This is a genomic window from Rubritalea spongiae (assembly GCF_042652385.1).
GTDB classification, from domain to species: domain Bacteria; phylum Verrucomicrobiota; class Verrucomicrobiia; order Verrucomicrobiales; family Akkermansiaceae; genus Rubritalea; species Rubritalea spongiae.
The window spans coordinates 1,321,642-1,344,767 of the sequence record NZ_JBHSJM010000001.1 but is presented as its reverse complement, the minus strand read 5'-3'; the positions used below and the strand labels follow the sequence as shown (position 1 = coordinate 1,344,767).

Sequence of the window (23,126 nt, the reverse complement as noted above, 5' to 3'; positions counted from 1 at the left end):
AATTATTGAAGGCGCTTATTGTAAGCGCCTTTTTTGTGTCTGGAAGCTATGTTTTTCTTGCTTGGTTTGAGCAAATTGCGCTCAATGGTGCTCCTCTAATTGGAATAGATAGAATGGATTCACTCGAAGCACTGTTAGGATATAAATTTCGCAATTCGTTGTTATTGGCTGAGGCTTTGACTCATCCGTCGCTGGCGTATGAAACGCAGCGACCACATTTTGACAATCAGCGCTTGGAGTTTCTCGGGGATGCTGTCTTGCAGCTTGCACTCACGCATCATCTGTATGAGCTCTTCCCGGGGTTTACTGAGGGAGACTTAACCAAGATGCGTGCTCGTCTTGTGTCCAAGGATGCACTGCATAATCTTTCGGGAGAAATTAAACTAGGTGAGTTTGTTTTATTAGGTCGAGGCGAGGAAGCTAGTGGCGGTCGCGAGCGGGCATCAACGCTGGCAGATGCTTTTGAAGCCCTTTTGGGGGCAGTGTATCTCGATGGAGGGTTTGATGCAGCAAAAGAAGTAGTGCTTAAAGTAGCGAAGAAGGAGGTGGAGAAAATTTCTCAAAAACCGGAAGAGAAGAATCCGAAAGGTCGTCTTCAGGAAGCTTTGCAATCCATTTTGCCAGAAAGTCCCAGCTATAAAGTTGTTAGCGAAGAAGGGCCAGATCACGATAAAGAATTTATCGTAGAAGTGCATTGGAATAATCAAGTGCTAGCCAGTGGTAAGGGGCGAAATAAAAAGCAGGCTGAGGCGAAAGCAGCAAGCGTAGCACTTAAAAACAAGGTGTGGGAAACGCCTGTGGAGTAAATTATTTTTTAAATTTAAAAGTTTGTTACAGATATTTCACGCCTTCAGAACTTGTGCAAATTAAGGCATTTGCTGTGCATATTTTGTAAAACTACGTGGTGTTTGAGGGATTTTGTTGGCTATTTATGAAATCTAAGCTTAGTTGAGGCACCTCTTACTTGCGGAGCGTGGCTTCCCAAGCAGCAGAGGACAATACAGTTACAATATTATGTTTAACAACTTCCCATTTCACCGCGTAAACTGGAAAACCAGTCTTTTCCTTATATTTACTACGCTGTTCGCCCTTGTCGGAACTCCTTGGTACTTCTTAACTTATGATCTCACGGCTGGTGAGTTGGCATTTCAGCTAGGCTTCTGTCTATTCTTCTGTGTGGCAACAATCATGAGTATCACGCTCGGATACCACAGACTCTTTTCTCACCTTTCATTTAAAGCGAAATGGCCAGTAAAGTTGGTGACGCTTATTTTTGGTGCAGCCTCTTTTGAGAATTCATGTCTCAGCTGGGCATCAGACCACCGTCATCACCATAAGCACGTGGATCACGATGGTGATCCGTATGATATATCAAGAGGCTTTTTCTATGCGCACGTTGGCTGGTTGCTATTTAAGCTCGATCCTATGCCGCTGCAGAACAACGTGGGTGATCTCAAAAGAGACCCTCTAGTGATGTGGCAGGATAAATGGACACACCTTATTGGTTTGGTTGTGGGGTTGATCATTCCGCCGATGATTGGTTATTATTTTTACGGTCTCCAAGGCGCTCTTGGCTGTCTTATTCTCACAGGTTTTCTCCGCATCGTGATCGTGATGCACTGTACTTTCTTCATTAACTCACTTTGCCACACGATCGGTAAGCGCCCATATAACTCAGGCAATAGTGCTCGCGACTCTGCAATTATGGCATTCTTTACTTGTGGTGAAGGGTATCACAATTACCACCACGCGTTTCAGCACGATTACCGTAATGGTGTGAAGCCTTGGCAGTTTGATCCAACAAAATGGATGATTTGGACGCTTTCTAAGCTTGGTCTTGCAAGTAATCTGCGTCGAGTTCCACAAGAGAAAATTCTCTTAGCTGAAATGCGAGAAGCACAACGTTTGCTCGAGCAAAAGCGTGAGAAAGCTGGTCTAGATAAGGCTGAAGAGTCTTGTGCACTGAGCCAGAAGGCTGAGGCTATTCTGGAAGGTTTGTCTGCGACTCTGTCTGAACGCTATGCGCAGGTCGAAGATTCTCTGGCGACGAAAGTAGAACTTTCAAAGGCAAAGCTCATTGAAATTGAGTCTGATATTCACCGTGTGGTAAAGAAAATCAGTAAGTTTAAGTTCTCTTCTGCGAAGTAGGTTTCATTCATTTGTATACCATTTTCCTAAGTTTGCTCTTTATTTAGACTCCAAAGATTAATTAGCTTGTTTCTTCACATGCTCAAGAGATCTACATTATTCATATTCGGAGGCGTGAGTCTCGCCTTACTTCCGTCTTGCGATAAGCTTGAGGGGATAGTTAATCAGGCAACTGATTTAGTCGGCGCGCCTTCCGTATTTGAGCCTAGCGAGCGACGCGAGGGGATTGCGAAGCCGCATGAAGCATCTGTTGATGATGTGAAACTGTGGGTAGCTGAACCTAACGTGCTCGTGGTTTTAGATTTTTATAGTGACCAATGTCCTCCGTGTCGGGCAATGGCTCCTCATATTGAGGCTTTAGCTAAACAGTATGGTGATAAGGCTGCGGTGATGAGGCTGAATGTTGGAAAGCCTGGTTCTGTAGCGCAAATGGCTCATGATGAGTATGGAGTGACACGGACGCCTACTTTGAAGTTTTTTTTCAATGGTAGAGAGGTGAAAAGCATGCTTGGCGCTCAATCTAAAGAAAAACTCGACGCAGTTTTCTCTACTTACACGGCGAAGATCGACGGTGAGTATGTGATGCGTGAGGGTGATATGCCTGGCAAGAAAACGGAGCGCACGGTGGAAGACATGATGCAGCGAATTTCCAAAAAGGAGCTTCCTCAAGGGATTACTAGAGTGAAGGTACCCGATGAGGCTAAGGATGTTACAGGTGATTTGAAGAGTGTGCTGGGTGTTGGAGAGATGACTCCAGTAAAATCCTCCGAGTCTGAATCGCCGAAAAATTAAGCGAGTTGAGAAGCGTTTTTAGCATACTTGTATGCCCGCCTAACCTTTCTCGAGGGTGTCATGCTAGGCTTTTTCTCAGTTGGGATTAGAGTGTGATCATTATGCTTGACCGTTAAGGAGTTTCTTTACCTTTTGAGGTTAATGTGGTTGTGTTTTTATTGCTCGTATTTAAACTCATCGAGTTATGAGGATAAGAGAGATTCTTCGATGTGTTAGTTTTACGTGTGTGCTTGGATTGTCGTCCTGTGACCAGTTGCAGACAATTGTGGGCGACATAACAGGGAGTAATGTACCTGATGAACGCCGGGAGGGGATAGAGAGAGTTCATAAAGCAACGATTTCTGAAGCAAAGCAGTGGCTTTCCGAGCCTAACGTATTGGTGGTCTTGGATTTTTACAGTAAGAATTGCCCGCTCTGTAAAGAAATGTCTCCAAGCATTGAAAAGATGGCGAAGAAGTTTGGCAGTAAGGCCGCAGTGATGAGGTTAAATGTAGGGGAGCCAGGAGAAACTGCAAAGGTTGCAACGGAAGAGTACAATGTCAGTCAGACTCCAGAGTTGAAGTTTTATTTGAACGGGAAAGAATTGAAAGCCGTAGAGGGACTTCAGAGCGAAGAAGAACTGGAAGCTTTGTTTGAAAAGTACACTGGTAAAATATCTGATGATAAAGAATTTGTTATGAAGGATGGCTTCATGCCTGGTCAGAAGGCTCAGAGCGTGGAAGAAATGATGATGAGAATCTCTAAAGATGAGCTGCCGCAGGGTGTGACTCGTGTGAAAATGACTGGAGAAGAAATTATTCTTACTGAAAAATCCCCATCTGCAATTCTTTCTAATGGAGGGGCTCCACCAGCAGTACAAACCATTAATACGAGTTATAAGCCACAGAGCTCTCAGGGTAAGAAGGAAATGACGTCGACTGAACGTGCGATGCAGCATTCCATGGGGAAAGCCCCGATTCCGAAATAAGCCTTCTTAAAGTGTGGTGGTGGAGTATTTATGTGATGTACGTAGTCTTATCACTTTAGCGCAATGTGCGATTGACCCTCAGCGTATTGCTGTCTAGCGTCCGCCGAATTATTTAATTTTATGAGCAAGGACGCCCAAAACTATAAAGACAGCTTGAGTCTGCCACAGACAACTTTCCCCATGCGTGGGGATTTGGTGAAGCGCGAGCCTCAGCGACTCGAGCAATGGGAATCTAACGATTTATACAAGCGCATTCAGCAACGCCGTATTGATCAAAATGCTCCTCGCTATATTTTACATGACGGCCCCCCTTTTGCGAATGGAGATGTGCATATGGGGACAGCGCTTAATAAGGTGCTTAAAGATTTAGTGCTCAAGTCTAAGACGATGGCGGGTTTTGAGACACCGTATGTTCCAGGCTGGGATTGTCATGGATTGCCGATTGAATTTAAAGTGGTGCAAAATGCTCAGGGGCTTGAACCCGCTGAGATTCGACGTCGCTGTGTGGAGTTTGCCAGTGGCTGGATTGCTACTCAGAAAGCCTCATTTCGTCGTCTTGGCGTATTAGGTGATTGGGAGAATCCATATCTTACAATGGATGCTGCGTACGAGGCTGATATCGTGCGTACATTTTCAGCGCTAATTAAGCGTGGAAATGTGTATCAGTCTAAGAAGCCAGTTCAGTGGTCCTACGGTGCGCAGACAGCGCTTGCTGAAGCTGAGGTGGAATACATGGATAAGAAGTCGATTTCACTGTATGTGGAATTTCCTCTTCTATCTGATGCTTTCGGAGAGGGTATCTCAATGGTGATCTGGACGACCACTCCTTGGACTTTGCCAGCAAACCTTGGAATAGCGACACATCCTCTATTTGATTATGTTGTAGGGCGTTTTGAAAAAGTGAAGCAGGTAAAGGATCAGCCAGATGAGCTGATTTCCAAGCGTTTGGTGATCGCTAAAGAGCTTCTCGAAATGTTTGAGGCAAAGACTGGTTTTGCTCTCAAAGAGACGTATCAAGAAGTCAAAGGTGATGCCTTTGAAGGGCTGGAAGCTCAGCATCCATTTTTAGAGAGAACCTCGAAGTTAATTAACGCTAATTTCGTGACCACTGAGGCTGGTACTGGTTCGGTACATATTGCTCCAGGTCATGGTGCAGACGATTACTCTGCTGGTCAGCAAAACGGGCTTGGGGTTCTTTCGCCGGTGGATGATGAGGGTAAGTACACTGAGGAATGTGGACTTCCAGAAATGGTAGGTGAGCATGTGTTTGATTGCAATGTTCCGATCATTAAGATTCTTGCTGGCAAAGGGTATTTGTTGGGGAAAGAGACGATCGCGCACAGTTACCCGCATTGTTGGCGTTCCAAGACTCCGATTATTTTCCGCGCGGTGGAGCAATTTTTCATTTCTTTGGAAGGGCTCCGCGAGAAGGCGCTAGAAGAAATTGACAAGGTCAATTGGTTGCCGAAGTGGGGACGGAACCGCATTTATGGAACTGTAGAGGCTCGCCCAGATTGGTGTGTATCACGCCAACGTACTTGGGGTGTTCCTGTACCTGTATTTTTTGATGCTGAAGGCAAGGCTGTGATCAATGCTGAAACTGCTGATAAAGTGGCTGATTTGATTGAAAAAGAGGGCTCTAACATCTGGTTCGAGCTTTCTGATGAAGAGTTGAGTGAGCGCCTTTGTTTGCCTGCTGGCTACAAGAAGTGTCGTGACACGCTCGATGTATGGATCGATTCCGGTTCTTCATCAGTTGCTGTTGTCGATCGTCGCCCTGAGTTGGAAGGTCCTGCTGATCTCTATTTAGAAGCGACCGATCAACACCGTGGGTGGTTCCAGTCTTCACTGATGCTTTCCGTGGGTGTTCGCGATGAAGCTCCGTACAAGTCTGTGCTTACGCATGGTTTCGTGGTAGACAAGGACAAGAAGGGGAAACTTTCTAAATCTGAAGCGGAGAAGAGTGGAAAGCCGATCGACGCAGCACATTACTATAACAAATACGGTGCAGATATCGTGCGCTTATGGGTTTCTAGTGTGGATTGGCAAACAGAAGTGCCTTTTGGTGAAGATCTCTTCAAGCAAATCGCTGAACCATATAGACGCTTGCGTAACACTCTGCGCATCTTACTTGGTAATATGGATGGCTTTGACGCGGCAACTGATGCTGTTGTCAAAGCGGATATGCCATTGTTAGATCAATGGGTGTTAGAGCGCCTTAACGAAGTGGTGAAAGAGTGTCGCGCTGGGTACGAAGCCTTTGAGTTCCGTAAGGTGTTTAATCAAATTAACCAATTTTGTGCGACGGATTTGTCTGCGATCTATATCGATGTGACGAAGGATCGTATGTATTGCGATGCGAAAGACAGTGTTCGCCGTCGTTCGACGCAGACAGTAATGCACGAAGTGTTTACGGCTCTTGCGAAATTACTTGCTCCGATCATTGCATACACTGCAGATGAAGCGTGGGAGCACGCAGGTTTTGAGGGATCTGTGCACGAGCAAGATTTCCCTGAAGTGAAAACTGAATGGGCTGCGTCTGAGGTTTCAGAGAAAGTGGCTGCTTTGCTTGAAGCTCGAGGTGTGATTCAGACTGCGATTGAGGAAAAAGTGCAGGCAAAAGAGTTCAATAAGAATAACGAGGCGGCTGTTTTAGTAAATGTGCCAGCTGACTTTGCTGCACTTGAAGAGCTAAAAGATCGCGAATTCGCGACTGAGTTTTTCATTCTGGCTGATCTCAAAGTGCAGGAAGGTGGAGAGCTTTCAGCTGAAGCAAGTGCTACTGAATACAGCATGTGTCCACGTTGCCGCCGCTACGAACCGCTGCTAGAGAGTGGGCTTTGTGCACGTTGTGAGGAAGTAGTGAACGGCTAATCTTCTCTTGTTTTGCGAAACTGAGGTTTCGATATGAGGATTTAGAAATGCTGGGCATCTGCTCAGCATTTCTTTTTCCGTGAGCTTTCTGAAAGATTGCTTGAGCTGACAGAGGTGGAGGGATAGGTTGTTCTTACTAGATGGAAGAGGAGCCGAGACAGTGGATTTTAAAAGAGGATCCGAAAACAACTGAGAAAAATGTGGGAGGATTGCCTAGCATTTTACTTAAGTTGTTAGGTCAACGCGGAGTTTCGGGCGAGGAGGCGATTCAGAAGTTTCTGAATCCCAAGTTGAAGGATTTAAGCGATCCTTACTTGTTGCCTCACATGACGGAGGCTGTGGAGCGTATTTGTTCAGCGATTGATAAAGGTGAAGAGGTAATAGTTTATGGCGATTATGATGTCGATGGTGTGACCTCAGTGGCTCTAATGCGTAATGTGTTAGATGCTTATGGTGTGGCTGGTGGAGTTTACATTCCTAAACGTGGAGAAGAGGGGTATGGTTTGAGCGATGAGGCAATTGACAATTTGTTAGAAGAACACGGCAAGCCGCATTTAATCATCACGGTGGACTGTGGTACAGCCTCGATCAATGAGATTGCGAGACTGAATGAGTTGGGAGTAGATGTGATCGTGGTAGACCATCACGAGATGTCTGCGGATGGCAGCCCTGAGTGTGTTGCGGTAGTGAACCCTAAGTTAGGCGATGGCTTTCATTATCTTTGTGCCGCAGGTGTGGTTTTTAAATTAGCGCATGCGTTACTGAAGAAACGTCGCTTAGAAGCTTTTGATTTGAAGAGTTACATCGACATGGTGGCGGTGGCGACGGTGGCTGATATAGTTCCTCTAGTGGAAGAGAACCGACTGCTGGTTCGCCACGGTTTAAAGCGTTTGCCTAGGACTGGAAATGTTGGTTTAAAAGCTCTTCAGCGTGTTGCTGGACTAGACGGTAATGTTTCGAGTATGGATGTGGGCTTTCGCATTGGCCCGCGGATAAATGCTGCTGGGCGTATGGATAAGCCTGAGGATGCATTGGCTTTACTTTGTGAATCCAACAGTAGATCCGCCAAGCAATTGGCAGAAGTGTTAGATGACTATAACCGTCAGCGGCAAACATACGAAAAGCAGATTCGTGATGAAGCGATGCGGATGGTGGAGGAGCAATGTGATCCAGTGAATGACCCAGTTATTGTGCTGGGTTCTCGCAAGTGGCATCCTGGGGTGGTCGGAATTGTGGCGTCGCGCTTGATGCGTCAGTTTTACAAGCCGACATTTATTGTGGCAATTGATGACGATGGAGTAGGAAAGGGTAGTGGTCGTAGCGTAGAGGGCGTTTCATTAGTGGGAGCGATTCAGTCGTGTACGGATGATTTGATCGCTGGTGGTGGTCACGATATGGCGGCAGGCTTGAGCATTCGCGAAGAGAGGATTGCTGATTTTAGAAAGAATTTTGGTGAGTACGTGTTGAAGACAACAACGGCTGCGCAACGTGCTCCGCGGATGCATGTGGATGCGGAGATTGATTTTGAAGAGTTATCACTCGATTTCCTAGATAGCTACGACTTGTTGCAGCCATTTGGGAGTCAGAACCCTCAGCCAGTATTTATGAGTAGAGGGGTGTGGCTTACTGAAGCTCCTCGTCATCTGAAGAATAAGCATTTGAAGTTGTTCTTAAGGCAGGGGATTTCTGAGCGGGATGCTATTTTCTTTAGTGGTGGTGAGCGGAACCTTCCAGATCCGCCTTGGGATGTGGCGTTTACAATCGATCGGAATACTTTTCGCGGGAGGACGACATTGCAGATGGTGATTCAAGATGTACGCGCCTCACGGGCTGAAGGTTGATGGCGGTAAGGGCAACAGATGAGTTAGTGTCACTTGGAGGTTTGTCGGCTAAGGAGGTCATCGCTTTTTCGACAGCGAAGCTGCTTAGCGTTCAAGATTTGTTAGATCATTTACCTCGGCGCTATGAAGACCGGAGGAAGTTCGATGCATTTCCTGCGCAGGCGACTGGTAAGTCGATGTGTTTGCGCGGGAAGGTGGTAGATTGCCAACGGAAAATGTTTGGTGGGCGGCGTGGATTTTATGAAGTGATTGTGCAGCCAGATGGTGGGTTTTCGGATGCGACTCTTTCATTGCGATGGTTCAATATGCCTTACATTGCGAAGATTCTCGCGGTGGGGCACGAGTTAGTCTTTTTTGGGAAGCCGAAGGAGGTTTCGGGAAAGCTGGTTATAGATCATCCAGATTTCGAAATCATGAATGACATGGTGGATGCGAGTATTCATGTGGATCGGATTGTCCCTGTGTACCGCAATGTGGCGGGCGTGCACCAACGTCGCTTGCGTGAGATTTTGTTCCGATTGGTGGATGAGTTAGATTCTAAGAGTTTGGCTGGTGTCTATTCTGTGGATTCTACATATCCACGTGCTGACGCGTATCGCGAGCTGCATTTTCCTGAGACGATGGAGCATGCTGAGGCGGCTCGGAGGTTTTTTGCTTTAGAGGAATTTTTTCTTTTGCAGCTAAATGTCGCTTGGCGTAAATTGCGGTATGAGGCTCAATCTGGGAGAGTGTTAGGTAAGAAAACGCAGCTGTTGAAGGCGTTTTATGAGAGTTTACCTTTTGATTTAACGGGGGCTCAGAAGCGATCGGTGAAGGAGATTGTGGCGGATATGCGTGAGCCTAGCCCGATGAATCGGATGCTGCAAGGTGATGTGGGAGCAGGGAAAACCTTTGTGGCGATGTGTGCCGCACTATTAGCAATCGAGAGTGGTGTGCAGGTGGCTTTGATGGCGCCTACTCAGATTTTAGCGGAGCAACACTATCTCACATTTTGTAAATGGTTAGATCCTTTAGGTGTGAATGTCGGTTTACGCACTTCTGCTAGAAAAGAAGACAACGAGCACGCAGGTGAAAAGGCGCAGTTGTTGATTGGGACCCATGCGCTGCTATATGAAGACAAGGCTTTTGAGGATTTGGGCTTGGTGATTATCGATGAACAGCACAAGTTTGGAGTGGAGCAGCGCAGTAAGCTTGTGCAGCAAGGTGTGGTGCCAGATGTGTTAGTGATGACGGCGACTCCGATTCCGAGGACATTGACATTGACGATTTATGGGGATTTGGAGGTGTCGATTCTCGATGAGCGGCCGCAGGGAAGAGGGAAAGTGATTACGGCATTGCGTCCGAAAGCGAAGGTCTCTGATGTTTCGAAGTTTGTGAAGCAACAGTTAGACGAGGGGCGTCAGGCTTATTTAGTGTATCCTCTAGTGGAGGAAAGTGAGTCTTTGAAGGCTGAGTCGGCTACTGTCGAGTTTGGAAAATGGCAGAAGCGTTTATCTAAGTTTCAGGTTGGGTTGCTACATGGAAAGTTGAGTGCTGAGGAGAAAGAGCTGGTGATGCGGAAATTCCGAGATGGCGAGCTTGATGTCCTGGTGTCGACGACGGTGATTGAAGTGGGGGTTGATGTTCCCAACGCCAATTTGATGGTCATTTATAATGCAGAGCGCTTCGGTTTGTCTCAGCTACACCAGCTTCGTGGCCGCATAGGTCGAGGGGAGCATAAGAGTTATTGTGTGCTGGTGACGGATGGGAAGAGTGCTGATGCGCTTGAAAAGCTGGAGGTTCTAGAAAAGACTGACGATGGATTTAAGATTGCAGAAGAGGATCTTCGTCTCCGTGGTCCAGGTGATGTGCTGGGTACACAGCAGAGTGGTTTGAGCGATCTGCGGTTTATTGAATTTTTGGCAGACTCGGGCATGGTGCGGGAAGCGAGGTTTCTAGCAGATTCTTTACTCAAAGAGGACCCCACGTTATCAGCGCATCCTGAGTTGCTCGCTCAGATGGTCGATGAAGGCGTGCGCATAGCCTAGCTACTTTGCCATTAGAGCTTCGATTTCTTCTGCTTCAATGGGGATGTTGCGCATGAGATCGAAGTTTTCGATCTCTCCGATGACGAAGTCATTTTCTAAACGGATGCCGATATTTTCTTCAGGAATATAGATTCCAGGTTCGATGGTCAGTACGTTGCCGACTTGAATTGGAGAGTTTGGAGGAGCGACATCGTGCACATCGAGCCCGATGTGGTGCGAGGTGCCGTGCATGAAGTATTTTCGAACGAGTGGTTTGTTTGCTCCTTGCTGTTTTGCCTCTTTTTCGGTGAAGAGTCCAAGTTCGATGAGTTCATGTTCCATCATTTCAAGGACGTGATTTTGGTAGTCGGCGAGTGTGATTCCTGGTCGGAGAATTTTGCAAGCTTGGCGCATGACGCGGAGTACTGCGTCGTATACGGCGCGCTGGCGCGGAGTAAATTTTCCATTTACTGGAACTGTGCGGGTCATGTCTGAATTCCAATTGCCGTATTCAGCTGCGACGTCCATGAGGACGAGGTCACCGTCTTTGAGGACTTGGTTGTTTTCGAGGTAGTGAAGGACGCAGTTGCTGGAGCCGCCGCCGATGATGGGAGTGTAGGCGAATCCACGAGATTTATTTTTTATGAATTCGTGAATGAATTCAGCTTCGACTTCCCATTCTCCTACGCCGGGTGCGATCATGTCGAGAGCTCTACGGAAGCCAGATTCGGTGATTTCGCAGGCTTTTTGCATTACCTCAATTTCTTCGTCTTGTTTTACGACGCGGAGCTGGTGCATGAGTGGTGCGAGGCGCTCATAGTGGTGCAGCGGGTAGGAGGTTTTGCATTTTTTGATGAAACGATCATTGCGTGTTTCTACGGAGGTGTCGGAGCGAAGATGTTCGTTTGTGCTGAGGTAAATGGTGTCAGCTTGCTGAACGAGTGTGTGGAGGATGGTGTAAAAGTTATTGGTCCATTGGACATTTGAAATTCCAGAGAGCACGGTCGCTTGTTTTTTCGTTAGTTTATGGCCTTCCCAGATGGCAATGTGGTCATTTGTTTCACGAACGAACAGGATTTCTCGCATTTCTTCCTTTTGAGCATCTGGGTAAAGGACGAGGATACTTTCTTCTTGATCGATTCCGGTGAGATGAATGAGATCGGAGTTTTGTTTAAAAGGGTGTACTCCGTCGGCATTGGTGGGCATGACGTCATTTGAGTGCAAGACGACGATGCTATTCGGCTTGAGAAGTTCGCGTAGTCTTTCGCGATTGCGGGAGAATAGAGAATTAGGAACTGGCTCGTAACGCATGTAGGGATAGGAACGCGTAATGTTAGATGGTTCAAGGAGCAAAGGTCAGAAGAAGACATAAAAAAGGGCATTCAATGAAGAATGCCCAATGGGGAGATATGCTATGGGGGCTAGGGGAAAGTTGGGGGAGGGGGATCCGTCCGGCTGGTGAGGGGGTTAATCACCAGCCAAACGGAGCTGTCGGGGGGACATTTACAATTGCTACCATGAGAAATGTGAGCGAATTGCTTTATTTGTTTTTGCCTAAGTATCAGTTTGGGCTACATAGAGGGGATGAGCTTTCTCTGAGACTTCTGAAGACTATCTGGGTGGCTTCAAAATGTATTGAACGTTCTTGCTTTTTTAGATGTGTATGTTTGTGTGGTTCGTTTGGTGTGTTATATATTGTTTGTTATTAGTTGTTTACGGTGTTTTTCGAGGTGTGTTTGGTTAGGTTTTTGGCGGTTTAAGAGGAGGTTTTGCGTTAAAAAGTATGACACAAGGAGGGAAGTTTGTGAAAAAATTCACAAAGTCGTGCTTGTGTATCATGTTGAGTGAGATTAGAGCCAGCGCATGGCAGATCCTGTAGTGAAAAAAGTAGTGATTATTGGCGGAGGATTCGCTGGCTTAGAATGTGCTAAGCAGCTTGCGAATAAGCCGACTTTTGAGGTCACCCTTATTGACCGCACCAATCATCACTTATTCCAACCGTTGCTGTACCAAGTAGCGACAGCCACACTCCCGTCTCATGATATTGCTCGTTCGCTTCGAAGTATTTTAGCGGATGCGGAAAATATCACGGTGTTGATGGATGAGGTCATTGAAATTGATTCTGACGGTAAGTCTGTCCATGGTAAGAGTGGGAATCAGTATGACTATGATACTCTTGTGGTCGCAGCGGGTGCGAAGACTGGTTACTTCGGGAATGATCATTGGGCTAAGCACACTATCGGGATGAAGACATTGGCAGAGGCCTATGGGATTCGTCAGAGAGTTCTTAAGAATCTTGAGCGAGCTGAACTGATCGATGATGAGGCTGAGCGCGAACGCTTGATGACGATCGCGATCGTGGGTGGTGGTCCAACTGGTGTTGAGCTTTCAGGAGCTTTTGTTGAATTGATTCAACGTTCTATGAAGCGCAATTTCCGCCGTATCGATACGAGTGACTTGAAGGTAGTTTTGATCGAAGCGGGCCCTCGCTTATTGCCGCCGTATGAAGAAGAAAGTTCCGCATACACTCACAAGCGTTTGGAAAGCCTCGGTGTAGAGGTTTTGGTAAACACGATGGTGACTGATATTAAAGAAGGTCAGGTAATTACCAAAGATGGAGTGTTAGAGGCTGGTGCTATTTTATGGGCTGCGGGTGTGGAGGCTGAAGGTATTGTATCTAAGCTTCCTGTTGAGGGAAATCGTGCAGGTAAAGTGACTCCTGAGCCTTGTCTTGCGCTGCCAAACCACCCAGAGATTTTTGTCGCCGGTGATGTGACTTTTATGAAAGATGTTAAAGGAGTACCAGTACCTGGTGTCGCTCCTGCGGCTTCACAAATGGGTCGCTTCATCGGGAAGCTTCTTGTGAATGAGGCAATTCCAGGCAATGAAGGTCTCGAGCGTCCAGGCTTTGAATACTGGGATAAGGGTTCGATGGCAATTGTTGGCCGTTTCCACGCTGTTGTTGAATTTGGCAAGATCCAGCTGAAAGGTTTCATCGCTTGGTTGGCTTGGTTGTTCATTCACATTCTGTTCCTCGTTGATTTCCGCTCTAAGCTGAGTGTGTTTATTCACTGGTTATGGAACTACGTAACGAATGCACCAGGAGTGCGTGTGTTCGAGTACAGAGCGTCTGATGACTCCGAAAAGAGATAAGGCGACTGCTAAAGAATAACTGTTCAAGTAATGCCGAGCTCCTAGAGGGCTCGGCATTTTTTCTGGAGAGAAAGGAGGCCTCAGCTTGTGGCATGCTTGTCTTGAGAATGCTCTTGTATGGTTAGCCTATCTTGCCTATTGCATAGTTGTTGATTTTAATCGCCTAACTAGTGTTAGGTTAATTCCTCTAACATTTATGAAACCTACTGAGAGTGATAAGGCATTTGTAAGAAATGCAATCGATGCTGCTGTTAAAATATTTTTGATCAGCCTGTTGGTGGTGATGTCATACAAAATTATCCAACCGTTTGTGATGCTTGTGTTGTGGGCGATCATCATCGCTGTAGCGTTTTCACCGTTGATTGATAAAATAACGAAGATGTGTGGCGGTAAGCGGAAGCTTGTATGTATTGGGTTTGGTGTAGCAGCTGTGGCAGTTCTCATTTTACCTGTGTTCACCTTGGCCGAATCATCTGTTCAGGTGGTGCAAAACGTCGCTGGTGATCTAAAGCAAAACGAGGCACATTTCTTAAAAGAAGCTCCGTCGAGAGTTGAAGAGATACCAGTTGTGGGTAAAAAAGTGAGTGAGATATGGAATTTAGCTGCGACAGATTTTAAGGCGGCTTTGAAGGCAACGGCCCCACTTGCGCAAGATGCTGCTACGAAGTTGGTGGCAACGATCGGGAGTGGGTTATCTGGGGTTTTGCACTTCGCGATTTCCTTTATCATTGCTGCAGTATTGTTAATTAGCCCTGAGAAGGGGTTTTCGGTGACGCGTAAGATTGCCCGTAGTTTTGCAGGTGAGCGCGGTGAGGAATTTACTAAACTTACGATTGCGACGATTCGTGGTGTGATGACTGGAGTGATTGGTGTTGCGGTGATTCAAGCAGTGTTGGCAACGATTGGTTTGTTAGTTATGGGGATTCCTGCGGCTGGAGTTTGGGGTGTGTTAGTATTGATTTGTGCAATTGTGCAGCTTCCCCCCATTTTGGTTCTCGGGCCTATTGCTGGTTATGCATTTACGCAATACGACACAGTACCAGCGGTGATCTTTCTTGTGTATTCGTTCATTGTGAGTGCGAGTGATGGAGTGCTGAAGCCTATCTTAATGGCGCGTGGTGTGGATACGCCGATGTTGGTGATATTGTTAGGAGCTATCGGAGGAATGATCATGTCTGGCATCGTTGGGTTGTTTGTGGGCGCTGTAGTTCTTTCGATCACTTATGCTATTTTTATGGCTTGGGTGAATGAGAAGGAATTGCATCTATCAGGAACTACGGAGTTTGATGAGGGGGTGGCTGAGTAATGGCGCGCGCGGGTAGGAATATTGTCAAAATTGTGAGCTTGCTACCGATCATGGGGGCGAGCTGTATGGTGGGGCCTGAATATGTGGCTCCAGTTGCTCCAATTGAGGAAACTTGGGATACTGAAGATCACAGTTTGCAGAAAGGTGAAAAATCGAGAGTTAATTTGTCGTGGTGGAAGCAATTTAATGATCCTCAGCTTAATTTGTTAGTAGAGGATGCGTATGGTCAGAACTTATCGTTGAAGTCGGCGGCATTGAGGATTCTCGAATCGCGAGCGATTTTAGGAATTGCTGAAGGTTCGATGTTTCCGCAGAGCCAAGCTCTGGGCGGTGATCTGTATCGTACCCGTGCACCTGGTGGAGGGAATCCTTATTTGAATACGACATCGTTTGGATTTGATGCTGCGTGGGAGTTGGATTTTTGGGGGAAGTTTAGAAAGTCGGTGAACTCTGCAGATGCGAGTTTGTTGGCGGATGTGGCGGATTTCGATGACATTCTCACGAGTTTGACAGCCGAAGTGGCGACGACATATGTGAATGTGCGGACGATTGAAGAGCGTATTGCGATTGCTCGCAAGAATGTGGAGCTTCAGGAGAAGTCGTTGAATATTGTTGAGCTTCAGTTTGAAGCTGGCACGGTGACTGAGCTTGATGTGTTGCAGGCTAAAACCTTGCTGACGAGTACTCAGTCGCAAATCCCTAGGTTCCAAGCGACTCTTTATAAATTACACAATGCATTGTCAGTGTTGTTAGCGAAGGATGCTGATTCTATCAGGTCACAACTAAAAGGAGGCAAGGGGATTCCGGTCGCGCCAGTGAAGGCTGGGGTGGGAGTGCCAGCTGATTTATTGAGACGCCGTCCAGATATCCGCAGAGCGGAAATGTTAGCGATAGCACAGAGTGAGCAGATCGGGATTGCCAAAGCTGATCTTTATCCGAGTTTCACACTTGTAGGTTTTCTCGGAGCCAGCGCTAATGATTTTGCTGGTAGTTCATTAGACGATGTTTTCAATGGGGATAATTCGGGCTTTAGCTTTGGACCTAGTTTCCGTTGGAATATTTTGAATTATGGTAGGATTAAGAACAAGGTGAGAGTGGAAGATGCACGCTTTGAGCAAGTGATAACGGCTTATCAGAACATTGTGCTGAATGCGGCGCGTGAGGTGGAGGATGGGATGACAAGCTTCATTCACACTAAGCAGGAAGCTGAGTTCTTGCGTCAAGGTGTAGAAACGTCTGAGCGCTCTACTGATATTTCGATGATTCAGTATAAGGATGGCCTTACCGACTATCAACGTGTGCTAGATTCGATTCGTTCGTTGACTCAACGTCAGGATCAATATGCGGAAGTGCGAGGTACGATAGCGACTGATTTTATAGCGATGTATAAGGCTCTCGGCGGTGGCTGGGAAATGCGTGACCGGGCAGAAGCGATTCCATTAGAAACGCGCCAAAAGATGCTGCAGCGTACTGATTGGGGGAAGTTTTTAGAAGTCCCTGAGCCGGTCGAGGTGAGTGGAAACGCGAAAGGATAGAGCTGATGCGATTTACACGAGGTTTTCCGCGCTTATTGGTAGCTCTACTTATCTACATAGTAGTGAGTCCTTTTTTACCACCGGGCACGATGGCTGCGACTGCGGTGAATTTATGGCTGACATTGGTATTGCTGTTTGCAGCCCGCACTGCTCAGCGTGGAGAGAAACGTCCTTTTGCCGCGATTTGGTTGGGTCCCGCTTTGATTCTATATTGGTTGGGAGTGTATAATTTAGTCCAGTTCAGTCGTGAGCTAGCTCTCGCATTTTTCGTCATTTTCTATGCAATGATTTTGGTTTCCTTCGTGCGCCAGTTGATGGCTGAAGAGAAGGTGACAGGAGAGGTAATCACAGGGAGTTTATGTACGTATTTGATCATAGGCTTGCTGTGGGGTACTGCGTATAATTTTATTTATGCACTGGACCCGAATTCTTATTCGGGGGCTTTGTTAGAAGGGTCTGTAGAATCTAAAGTCCACGTGTTTAACTACTTCAGTATGGTGACACTGACATCGCTGGGATATGGTGACATTACTCCGCAGACGCTTGGGGCGTCGTCACTTTGTCAGCTGGAAGCAATTATTGGGCAATTTTACACAGCGGTGTTAGTGGCGTGGCTTGTGGGGATGTACGGGAAGCCGCTGCGCCAGAAAAAATCAAAAAGTTAGACTATGTCAGATCATGAAAAGGAGCCTGCTGAAGGTGAAGCAAAGAAAAAATGCGACCCGATTAAGTTATGGTCGGCGGTGACAGTTATCACACTGGTGGTGTTGTTCTTTGGACATATTTTCAGTGATAAGTATGTGCCGTATACGGCGAATGCGCGTGTTGAAGCTTATGTTGTGCCTATCGCAGCTGAAGTGTCTGGACGAGTTTCTGAGGTGTACGTGACGAATAACCAGATTGTTAAAGTGGGCGAAAAGCTGCTCGAGATCGATTCTGAAAAGTATGAATTGGCGGTGAAGCAGGCGGAAGTGAGCTTACAGCAAGCGAGTCAATCGTCTGATGCTGATACTGCTGGAGTTTCAACAGCGCAGGCAAAGGTGGCTGAGGCTGAGGCGAATTTAGTGAATGCCAAAGTGAAGGGGGAGAGGATTATTAAATTGTCGACCCAAGGAGCAGCATCGCTCTCACGAGCTGACGATGCGCGCTCGCGGATAAAGTCAAGTGAAGCGCAGCTGGCGAGTGCGAAGTCTGAGCTTGAGCGTGCGAAGAGCAATCTTGGTAAGAGTGGGCAAGACAACGCGAAGATTCAGTCGGCTCTAACTCAGTTAGAAAATGCGCGGCTCGACCTCGCTCGTGCCACCATCCTAGCACCCTCAGATGGGATCATTACTAATTTTATGATCGATGTTGGTCATTATGCTAATCCCGGCGCTCCGGTGATGACATTTATTTCAATCAAAGAGGTATGGATCCAGGCTGATATGCGTGAGAATAGTTTGGCGAATATTGATGAGGGAGATGCTGTGGATATCGTTCTCGATGCAGCTCCAGGAAAGGTTTTTAAAGGGAAAATTCGCAGTGTTGGTTGGGGGGTGTCTGATGATACTCACAACCAAGTGGGAGGCTTGACCACGGTAAAAACGACGCAAGGCTGGTTACGCGAGGCGCAGCATTTCCCTGTGGTTATTGATTTTGAGGAGGGAGAAGGAAAAGGTTTCTTGCGGGCTGGTGGACAGGCGAATGTGATTGTGTACACGGGCGAAAATGAATTCTTTAACGCAGTGGGTAAGGTGTGGATCTCGCTGGTGAGCTTCTTCTCACACATTTACTAAGATGAGTTTACCTCAGGTTCGCGCTCTTCGACTGAGTTTGGCGGTGACTGCTTCCATTGCTTTTTCGTATGGTGTGGCGTGGCCGATGGCGTACATGGTTCCGTTGTTTGTTGCGATGTTTCTGAGTATGCCATTGCCGTGGATGGGTTGGCCAATGGCATTTAAGGTGATCAAGCGCTTGTGGGTGGGATTATTGATTGGCTTGGTGATTAGTGAGTTTTTTCTACGTTTCCCGTTGGTGTGTGTGCCGTTCTACGGGTTATTCTTTTTTTACGTGTTTTTCAATGATGCGAAGGCGCCGCCGCTTTCGACCATTTTTATGATGATTGGAGCGACGATGGTGCCGATCATTGGATTACAGGCCACTGTGGCTTCGCATTACGTGGCGATGTTTATTTTGTTCGACTTGTTAGTGGGGTTTTTCATCACTTGGTTTTTCCATTGGTTGCTGCCGAATGGGATGGCGAGGGTTGATCCAAATGCTGCGAAACCTCAGCAACCAGCTCCGAAGCCGATTCCTCCACGCGAGGAACGTGCGCGTTTAGCCTTGGTTTCTACCCTCGTTTCCACCACCGCGGTGCTGCTCTTTTTCAGTTTGAATCTAGTGCAGTATTCGTTGGCGATGATGTACATTTGTATGATGGCTGGGGCGCCGAGTACGCATGCGAGTCTCAAAGTGATGACGAATAATTCAAAGTCGTGTTTTATTGGGGGAGTGGCGATTATTGTTGCGTATAATTTATTGGTCGCGGTGCCGAGTTATTGGTTCTTGTTGATTCTATCGCTGGCGTTTTGCTTGTTCTTTGCTCAGAAGATCAACTCAGGAAAGGCGAATGCGGCGATATGGAGCTCGGGATTCACTACGTTTTTGGTGTTGTTGGGGAGTTCCACCGGCGTGGATTCCAGTGCGGGATCGAGCTTTTACTTGAGGATTGCTCAGGTCATCTTCGCAGGGCTGTTTTGTATTTTATCGATTGTTGTGATCGAGCATTGGATGCAAAGAAGGGGACGGAGACGTTCTTGGCGACTGTTGTCAAAGCCAACTGTTGGCTAAATAAAATCCCGCAACTCACTGAGAAGCGAGTGCGGGATAGAGATGTATTCAAGAGCCAAGTCCGCTTAGAAGATAGGAACTTGGCCGGTTTAGGTGTTTACGCCCAGCTGAAGCGCATGTGGATGTTTTCAGCTTTTTTGTTTCGTAGCGCGATCTGGCGCATTTGCTCTTGGCAGTAGTCTTCGAGAGTGTAGTTGTCGCCGAGTGCTAGACAGGCTTTTTGACGCTCTTGAGCATCGTGAATGACGATGTCGATTTGAATGCGTGTTTCTAATAAATCGCGTAGAGTGTGAAGTTGTTGCAGGTGCCAGCCTGAAAGGTGTTTGCGGAGGTGGAAGTAGGCGCTGATACAGTGACCAGGTTCGCCTTGGTTCATGAGGGCGAGACGCATGTCCAAGAGAGTATCCATTTGATCAGGAATGCTCTGAATCATGCTGTCGATGTGGGTTATTGCTTCTTGGTGTTGCTTCACGCAAGATGGTTTAGATGAGATTGGGTCTCAATAGCAAGATTTTTCGCTAACAGAAAAAAAGCCCAGCAGACTGAACTGCAGGGCTTTGTCGTGTGAAAATCTCGAAGCTTTTTATTTAGCTTTATACTCTCCGCACCAATCGGTGGCGGAAGTCACAGGGAAGACGGTCTGGATGCTTTTTTCAGAGCTGACTTCAAAGACGACAGTTTGTGGGGAGCTACGGCGGCAGCTACCATTGGTGTTGTCTGCAGAGTCCCAGTATGCGCAAGCTGCGCATGTCTTTGTTTTTGTTGCTGTATCACTCATAATGCTTAGACCTTATCTCAATAAGGTAAATCTTGTCAAATCCTTTATTTATAAGGGTTTTGTTGGTGTTGAGACTCATTTTCAAGAGTCTTGTTGAGACTGGTTATTAATACTTGAAAGAGTGGCGTGAGAGGCTAGCAATGTGCATGGATATTATTGGCATCGATCTGGGTACTACTAATTCAGCTGTAGGAGTTGTGGAAAGTGGTTTTCCGATTCTTTTAGCGAACCGAGAGGGGGAGCGGATTATGCCAAGTGCGGTGAGTTATGGAGCAGATGGAGAGGTGAGTGTGGGGCGTGCTGCTATGCGTCGAAGAGGAGCTGGGGCGGAAGTGGTCACGAGTATTAAGCGTTATATGGGAGCAAGATATTCGGAGGTAGAAGGTGATGAGTATTGCGTACCGCTGGGTGAAGCTGAGAATGGAGGGGTTTTGGCTGCAGGGAGATCGCCGCAGGAGGTGAGTGCTGAAATTTTAAGAGAGCTTAAACAAGTTGCAGAAATGCAGTTGGAGCGAGTGGTGGAGAAGGCGGTGATTACGGTTCCTGCGTATTTTAATGATGCGCAGCGCAATGCCACGAAGGAGGCTGGTGAGCTTGCGGGCTTAGAAGTGGTAAGGATCGTCAGTGAACCAACAGCAGCGGCTTTGGCTTACGGTTTAGATAAGCTAGGTGAGCAGGCGCGGGTAGCGGTTTATGATCTCGGCGGTGGAACCTTTGATATTTCTATTTTAGAAATGCGCAATGGTGTGTTTCAGGTGTTGGCGACGGATGGTGATACCCAACTAGGTGGGGATGATATCGATGAAGCCTTGGCGCTCTGGGTATGGGATCAGTGGGGAAATGGTTCAGAGCTGGATTCAGCGGAGCGGCAGAGATTGATCGATGCGGCGAAGCTTGTGAAAGAACAGCTGTCTGCAGATGAGGAAGCGGTGCTACGGATTCCTTTTTTCAGGGAGGGAATGCATATTGAGCAGGTTGTGAGTCGTGAGGTCTTTGAAAAAGTGGTAGCAGGGGTGATTGGTCGCACAGAGGCACATTGTCGGCGTGTGTTGAATGATGCTGGGGTGAAAAATGCGGCAGAGGAATTAGACGCTGTGGTATTAGTGGGAGGTTCGACGCGGATTCCTGCTGTGCGAGCGTTGGTAGAGCGTGTTTTCGAGAAGGCTGCCGATGTATCCCAGCACCCAGACGAGGCGGTGGCGCTTGGGGCGGTGATTCAGGGAGGGGTTTTGTCGGGGGCTCTGCGTGAGATTGTGTTGCTCGATGTGACTCCTTTGAGTTTGGGAATTGAGACTTTTGGAGGCTTAATGAATGTGTTGATTCCGAGGAATACGACGATTCCTTGTAAAGCGGGTGAAATGTTCACTAATGCGGTAGCTAATCAGAAAAATATGCGGGTGCGCGTGCTGCAGGGGGAGCGTGAGATGGCTCGAGATAATTGGGAATTAGGGAAAGTCGATGTGGAGTTTGAAGCGGCTCCGAAGGGGCAAGCGCGCTTGGGGGTACAATTTTCTATCGATGAAAATGGTATTCTTGAGGTGTTGGCTCGCGATACGGTCACGCACAAGGATACGGTGCTAGAGATTGATAGTGCAGCGGTGGATGTCGATGACTCGGATGTCGAGAAGATGGTGAGCGAAAGTGTGGATTACGCATTTGACGATATGTCTGAGCGCATTTTCACGGAGGCGAAACTGAAGGCTGAGGAATTGTTGCCTGCCGTGGAAGCGGGGTTGGCGCAAGTGGGGGAAGACATGGAAGAGGAAGATCTCAAACTTATTCAGAATGCTGAAATTTTAGTGCGTGATGCGCTGCAGGGTGATGATGCAAATGTTCTTAAATCGGCGGTGCAGAAACTTGATAAAGCGACCGAGCACATGGCGGCGATCCTTGTGGAGAAGGCAATGGAGGCAGCACTGATGAAAAAGTTAGAGGAGTAATCCCAGCAGATGTTAACTTAGTTTGATTGTTTTCTTCCCAAAAGTAGATTGTATGGTGTAGTGTGCGCGGCAAATTATGAGTGATCAAGTTTGGTACTATAGCCAGCATGGGGAGAAGCAGGGGCCAGTTACTTTAGAGGTTCTGCAGAGTGCCATAGAGCATGGGAAGATTGACCCATCAACGGATCTAGTGTGGGGACCAGGCTTGTCAGATTGGGTGAAGGTGCACGAAGTGCCAGCATTGCAAGTGTCTGCCCCAAAGTCGGCAGCAGCGCCGCCTCCGCCAAGTGCAGTTCAGACAGCAGATTCCTCGATGTCGAACATCGTACCACCATCGCAGGTGGCAGCGGCCCGTGCAGCGGAGAATCCTTATGCGTCACCGGGTGCTGAAAACGCATTACAAGATGCACTGAATGAGAGACGTGCTGGGAATTATCCAGGGATGGGGAGACTTGCCTATTTTTTATGGAATTTCGTTCTGTATGTGGCGACGGTAGGAGCTGTCATTTTTCTTTTGGTCGTAGTCGGCGGTTTTTCTTCTGCAGCAGGTGTTGAGGGACTTAATGACGCGATGGCGGGAGGGATGTTGCTCGGATTGTTTGCAGTGGTGGTGATTGCCGTAGTACTTTCGATTGTGTTTGCGTTTTCGCGACTTCAGAACTTGGCGATGTCTCGCTGGAATTATCTATGGTCTTTCATTCCCATTGCTAACATTTGGTTGGCTTATCGCATGATCGGCTGTCCAGCAGGTTACCATGAGCATAAGCAGCTTGATACAGCGGGGAAAGTGGTACGTGTATTTTTCATTCTATACATCATACTTTCAATAGTTGCTCCCATTTTAATGAATGGAGCAACATACTATAGAGATAAAGCGCAAGAAGCTGAGCGTCAGATTGAGATGGAGCAAAGCCAGTAGATTAGAGAATCGGCTCAAGGAGCCTAGAGATTTTTCTT

18 protein-coding genes are annotated in these 23,126 nt (G+C 47.3%); 15 read left to right on the top strand and 3 right to left on the bottom strand.

Annotation, left to right across the window (positions count from 1 at the left end; all coding sequences use genetic code 11):
* Positions 1-5 precede the first annotated feature (5 nt).
* The 7 genes from rnc (at position 6) to recG (ending at position 10,649) form a co-directional block, all read left to right on the top strand.
* Positions 6-806 carry a ribonuclease III gene (rnc, locus tag ACFPK9_RS06170; protein ID WP_377093954.1) on the top strand — a complete coding sequence of 267 codons (801 nt, stop codon included), beginning with the start codon at positions 6-8 and terminating at the stop codon, positions 804-806.
* 208 nt (positions 807-1,014) lie between these two features.
* Complete coding sequence (locus ACFPK9_RS06165; protein WP_377093953.1) at positions 1,015-2,148, top strand: acyl-CoA desaturase; 1,134 nt, start codon at positions 1,015-1,017, stop codon at positions 2,146-2,148.
* Positions 2,149-2,226: 78 nt separating this feature from the next.
* Entirely contained in the window at positions 2,227-2,940 is a 714-nt protein-coding gene (locus ACFPK9_RS06160; protein ID WP_377093952.1) for a thioredoxin family protein, read from the top strand.
* A 265-nt stretch (positions 2,941-3,205) separates the two neighbouring features.
* The gene (locus ACFPK9_RS06155) at positions 3,206-3,907 is read left to right on the top strand and encodes a thioredoxin family protein (protein WP_377093951.1); all 702 of its coding nucleotides are present in this window, start codon (positions 3,206-3,208) and stop codon (positions 3,905-3,907) included.
* A 120-nt stretch (positions 3,908-4,027) separates the two neighbouring features.
* The gene (gene ileS, locus ACFPK9_RS06150; RefSeq protein WP_377093950.1) at positions 4,028-6,781 is read left to right on the top strand and encodes an isoleucine--tRNA ligase; all 2,754 of its coding nucleotides are present in this window, start codon (positions 4,028-4,030) and stop codon (positions 6,779-6,781) included.
* Positions 6,782-6,921: 140 nt separating this feature from the next.
* Positions 6,922-8,622 (top strand): single-stranded-DNA-specific exonuclease RecJ, encoded by a 1,701-nt coding sequence (gene recJ, locus ACFPK9_RS06145; RefSeq protein WP_377093949.1) that lies wholly within the window; start codon positions 6,922-6,924, stop codon positions 8,620-8,622.
* On the top strand, positions 8,622-10,649 hold the full coding sequence (recG, locus tag ACFPK9_RS06140) for an ATP-dependent DNA helicase RecG (protein ID WP_377093948.1): 2,028 nt from the start codon (positions 8,622-8,624) through the stop codon (positions 10,647-10,649). Before recJ ends, recG begins: the two co-directional genes overlap by 1 nt.
* Here the strand turns inward: recG and ACFPK9_RS06135 are convergent, their stop codons facing one another.
* Entirely contained in the window at positions 10,650-11,939 is a 1,290-nt protein-coding gene (locus tag ACFPK9_RS06135; RefSeq protein WP_377096573.1) for an aminopeptidase P N-terminal domain-containing protein, read from the bottom strand.
* 552 nt (positions 11,940-12,491) lie between these two features.
* Between ACFPK9_RS06135 and ACFPK9_RS06130 the strand changes: the two genes are divergently transcribed.
* From ACFPK9_RS06130 to ACFPK9_RS06105, 6 genes are all read left to right on the top strand, one after another.
* A complete protein-coding gene (locus ACFPK9_RS06130) occupies positions 12,492-13,781 on the top strand; it encodes an NAD(P)/FAD-dependent oxidoreductase (protein ID WP_377093947.1) in 1,290 nt (429 codons plus the stop codon).
* Positions 13,782-13,977: 196 nt separating this feature from the next.
* Positions 13,978-15,087, top strand: coding sequence for an AI-2E family transporter (locus ACFPK9_RS06125; RefSeq protein ID WP_377093946.1), 1,110 nt, complete (start codon positions 13,978-13,980; stop codon positions 15,085-15,087).
* A complete protein-coding gene (locus tag ACFPK9_RS06120) occupies positions 15,087-16,622 on the top strand; it encodes an efflux transporter outer membrane subunit (RefSeq protein WP_377093945.1) in 1,536 nt (511 codons plus the stop codon). The genes ACFPK9_RS06125 and ACFPK9_RS06120 overlap by 1 nt, the downstream gene beginning before the upstream one ends.
* A 5-nt stretch (positions 16,623-16,627) precedes the next feature.
* The gene (locus ACFPK9_RS06115) at positions 16,628-17,287 is read left to right on the top strand and encodes an ion channel (protein ID WP_377093944.1); all 660 of its coding nucleotides are present in this window, start codon (positions 16,628-16,630) and stop codon (positions 17,285-17,287) included.
* A 3-nt stretch (positions 17,288-17,290) separates the two neighbouring features.
* On the top strand, positions 17,291-18,397 hold the full coding sequence (locus tag ACFPK9_RS06110) for an HlyD family secretion protein (protein WP_377093943.1): 1,107 nt from the start codon (positions 17,291-17,293) through the stop codon (positions 18,395-18,397).
* 1 nt (position 18,398) lies between these two features.
* Positions 18,399-19,451, top strand: a complete 1,053-nt coding sequence (locus tag ACFPK9_RS06105; RefSeq protein WP_377093942.1) for a hypothetical protein — start codon at positions 18,399-18,401, stop codon at positions 19,449-19,451.
* 97 nt (positions 19,452-19,548) lie between these two features.
* Here ACFPK9_RS06105 and ACFPK9_RS06100 read toward each other — a convergent pair whose 3' ends face one another.
* Positions 19,549-19,884 (bottom strand): hypothetical protein, encoded by a 336-nt coding sequence (locus ACFPK9_RS06100; protein WP_377093941.1) that lies wholly within the window; start codon positions 19,882-19,884, stop codon positions 19,549-19,551.
* 150 nt (positions 19,885-20,034) lie between these two features.
* Positions 20,035-20,229, bottom strand: coding sequence for a hypothetical protein (locus tag ACFPK9_RS06095; RefSeq protein ID WP_377093940.1), 195 nt, complete (start codon positions 20,227-20,229; stop codon positions 20,035-20,037).
* 146 nt (positions 20,230-20,375) lie between these two features.
* Between ACFPK9_RS06095 and ACFPK9_RS06090 the strand changes: the two genes are divergently transcribed.
* Positions 20,376-22,169, top strand: coding sequence for an Hsp70 family protein (locus tag ACFPK9_RS06090; protein ID WP_377093939.1), 1,794 nt, complete (start codon positions 20,376-20,378; stop codon positions 22,167-22,169).
* Between the two features lie 76 nt (positions 22,170-22,245).
* Entirely contained in the window at positions 22,246-23,088 is an 843-nt protein-coding gene (locus tag ACFPK9_RS06085) for a DUF4339 domain-containing protein (protein ID WP_377093938.1), read from the top strand.
* Positions 23,089-23,126 lie beyond the last annotated feature (38 nt).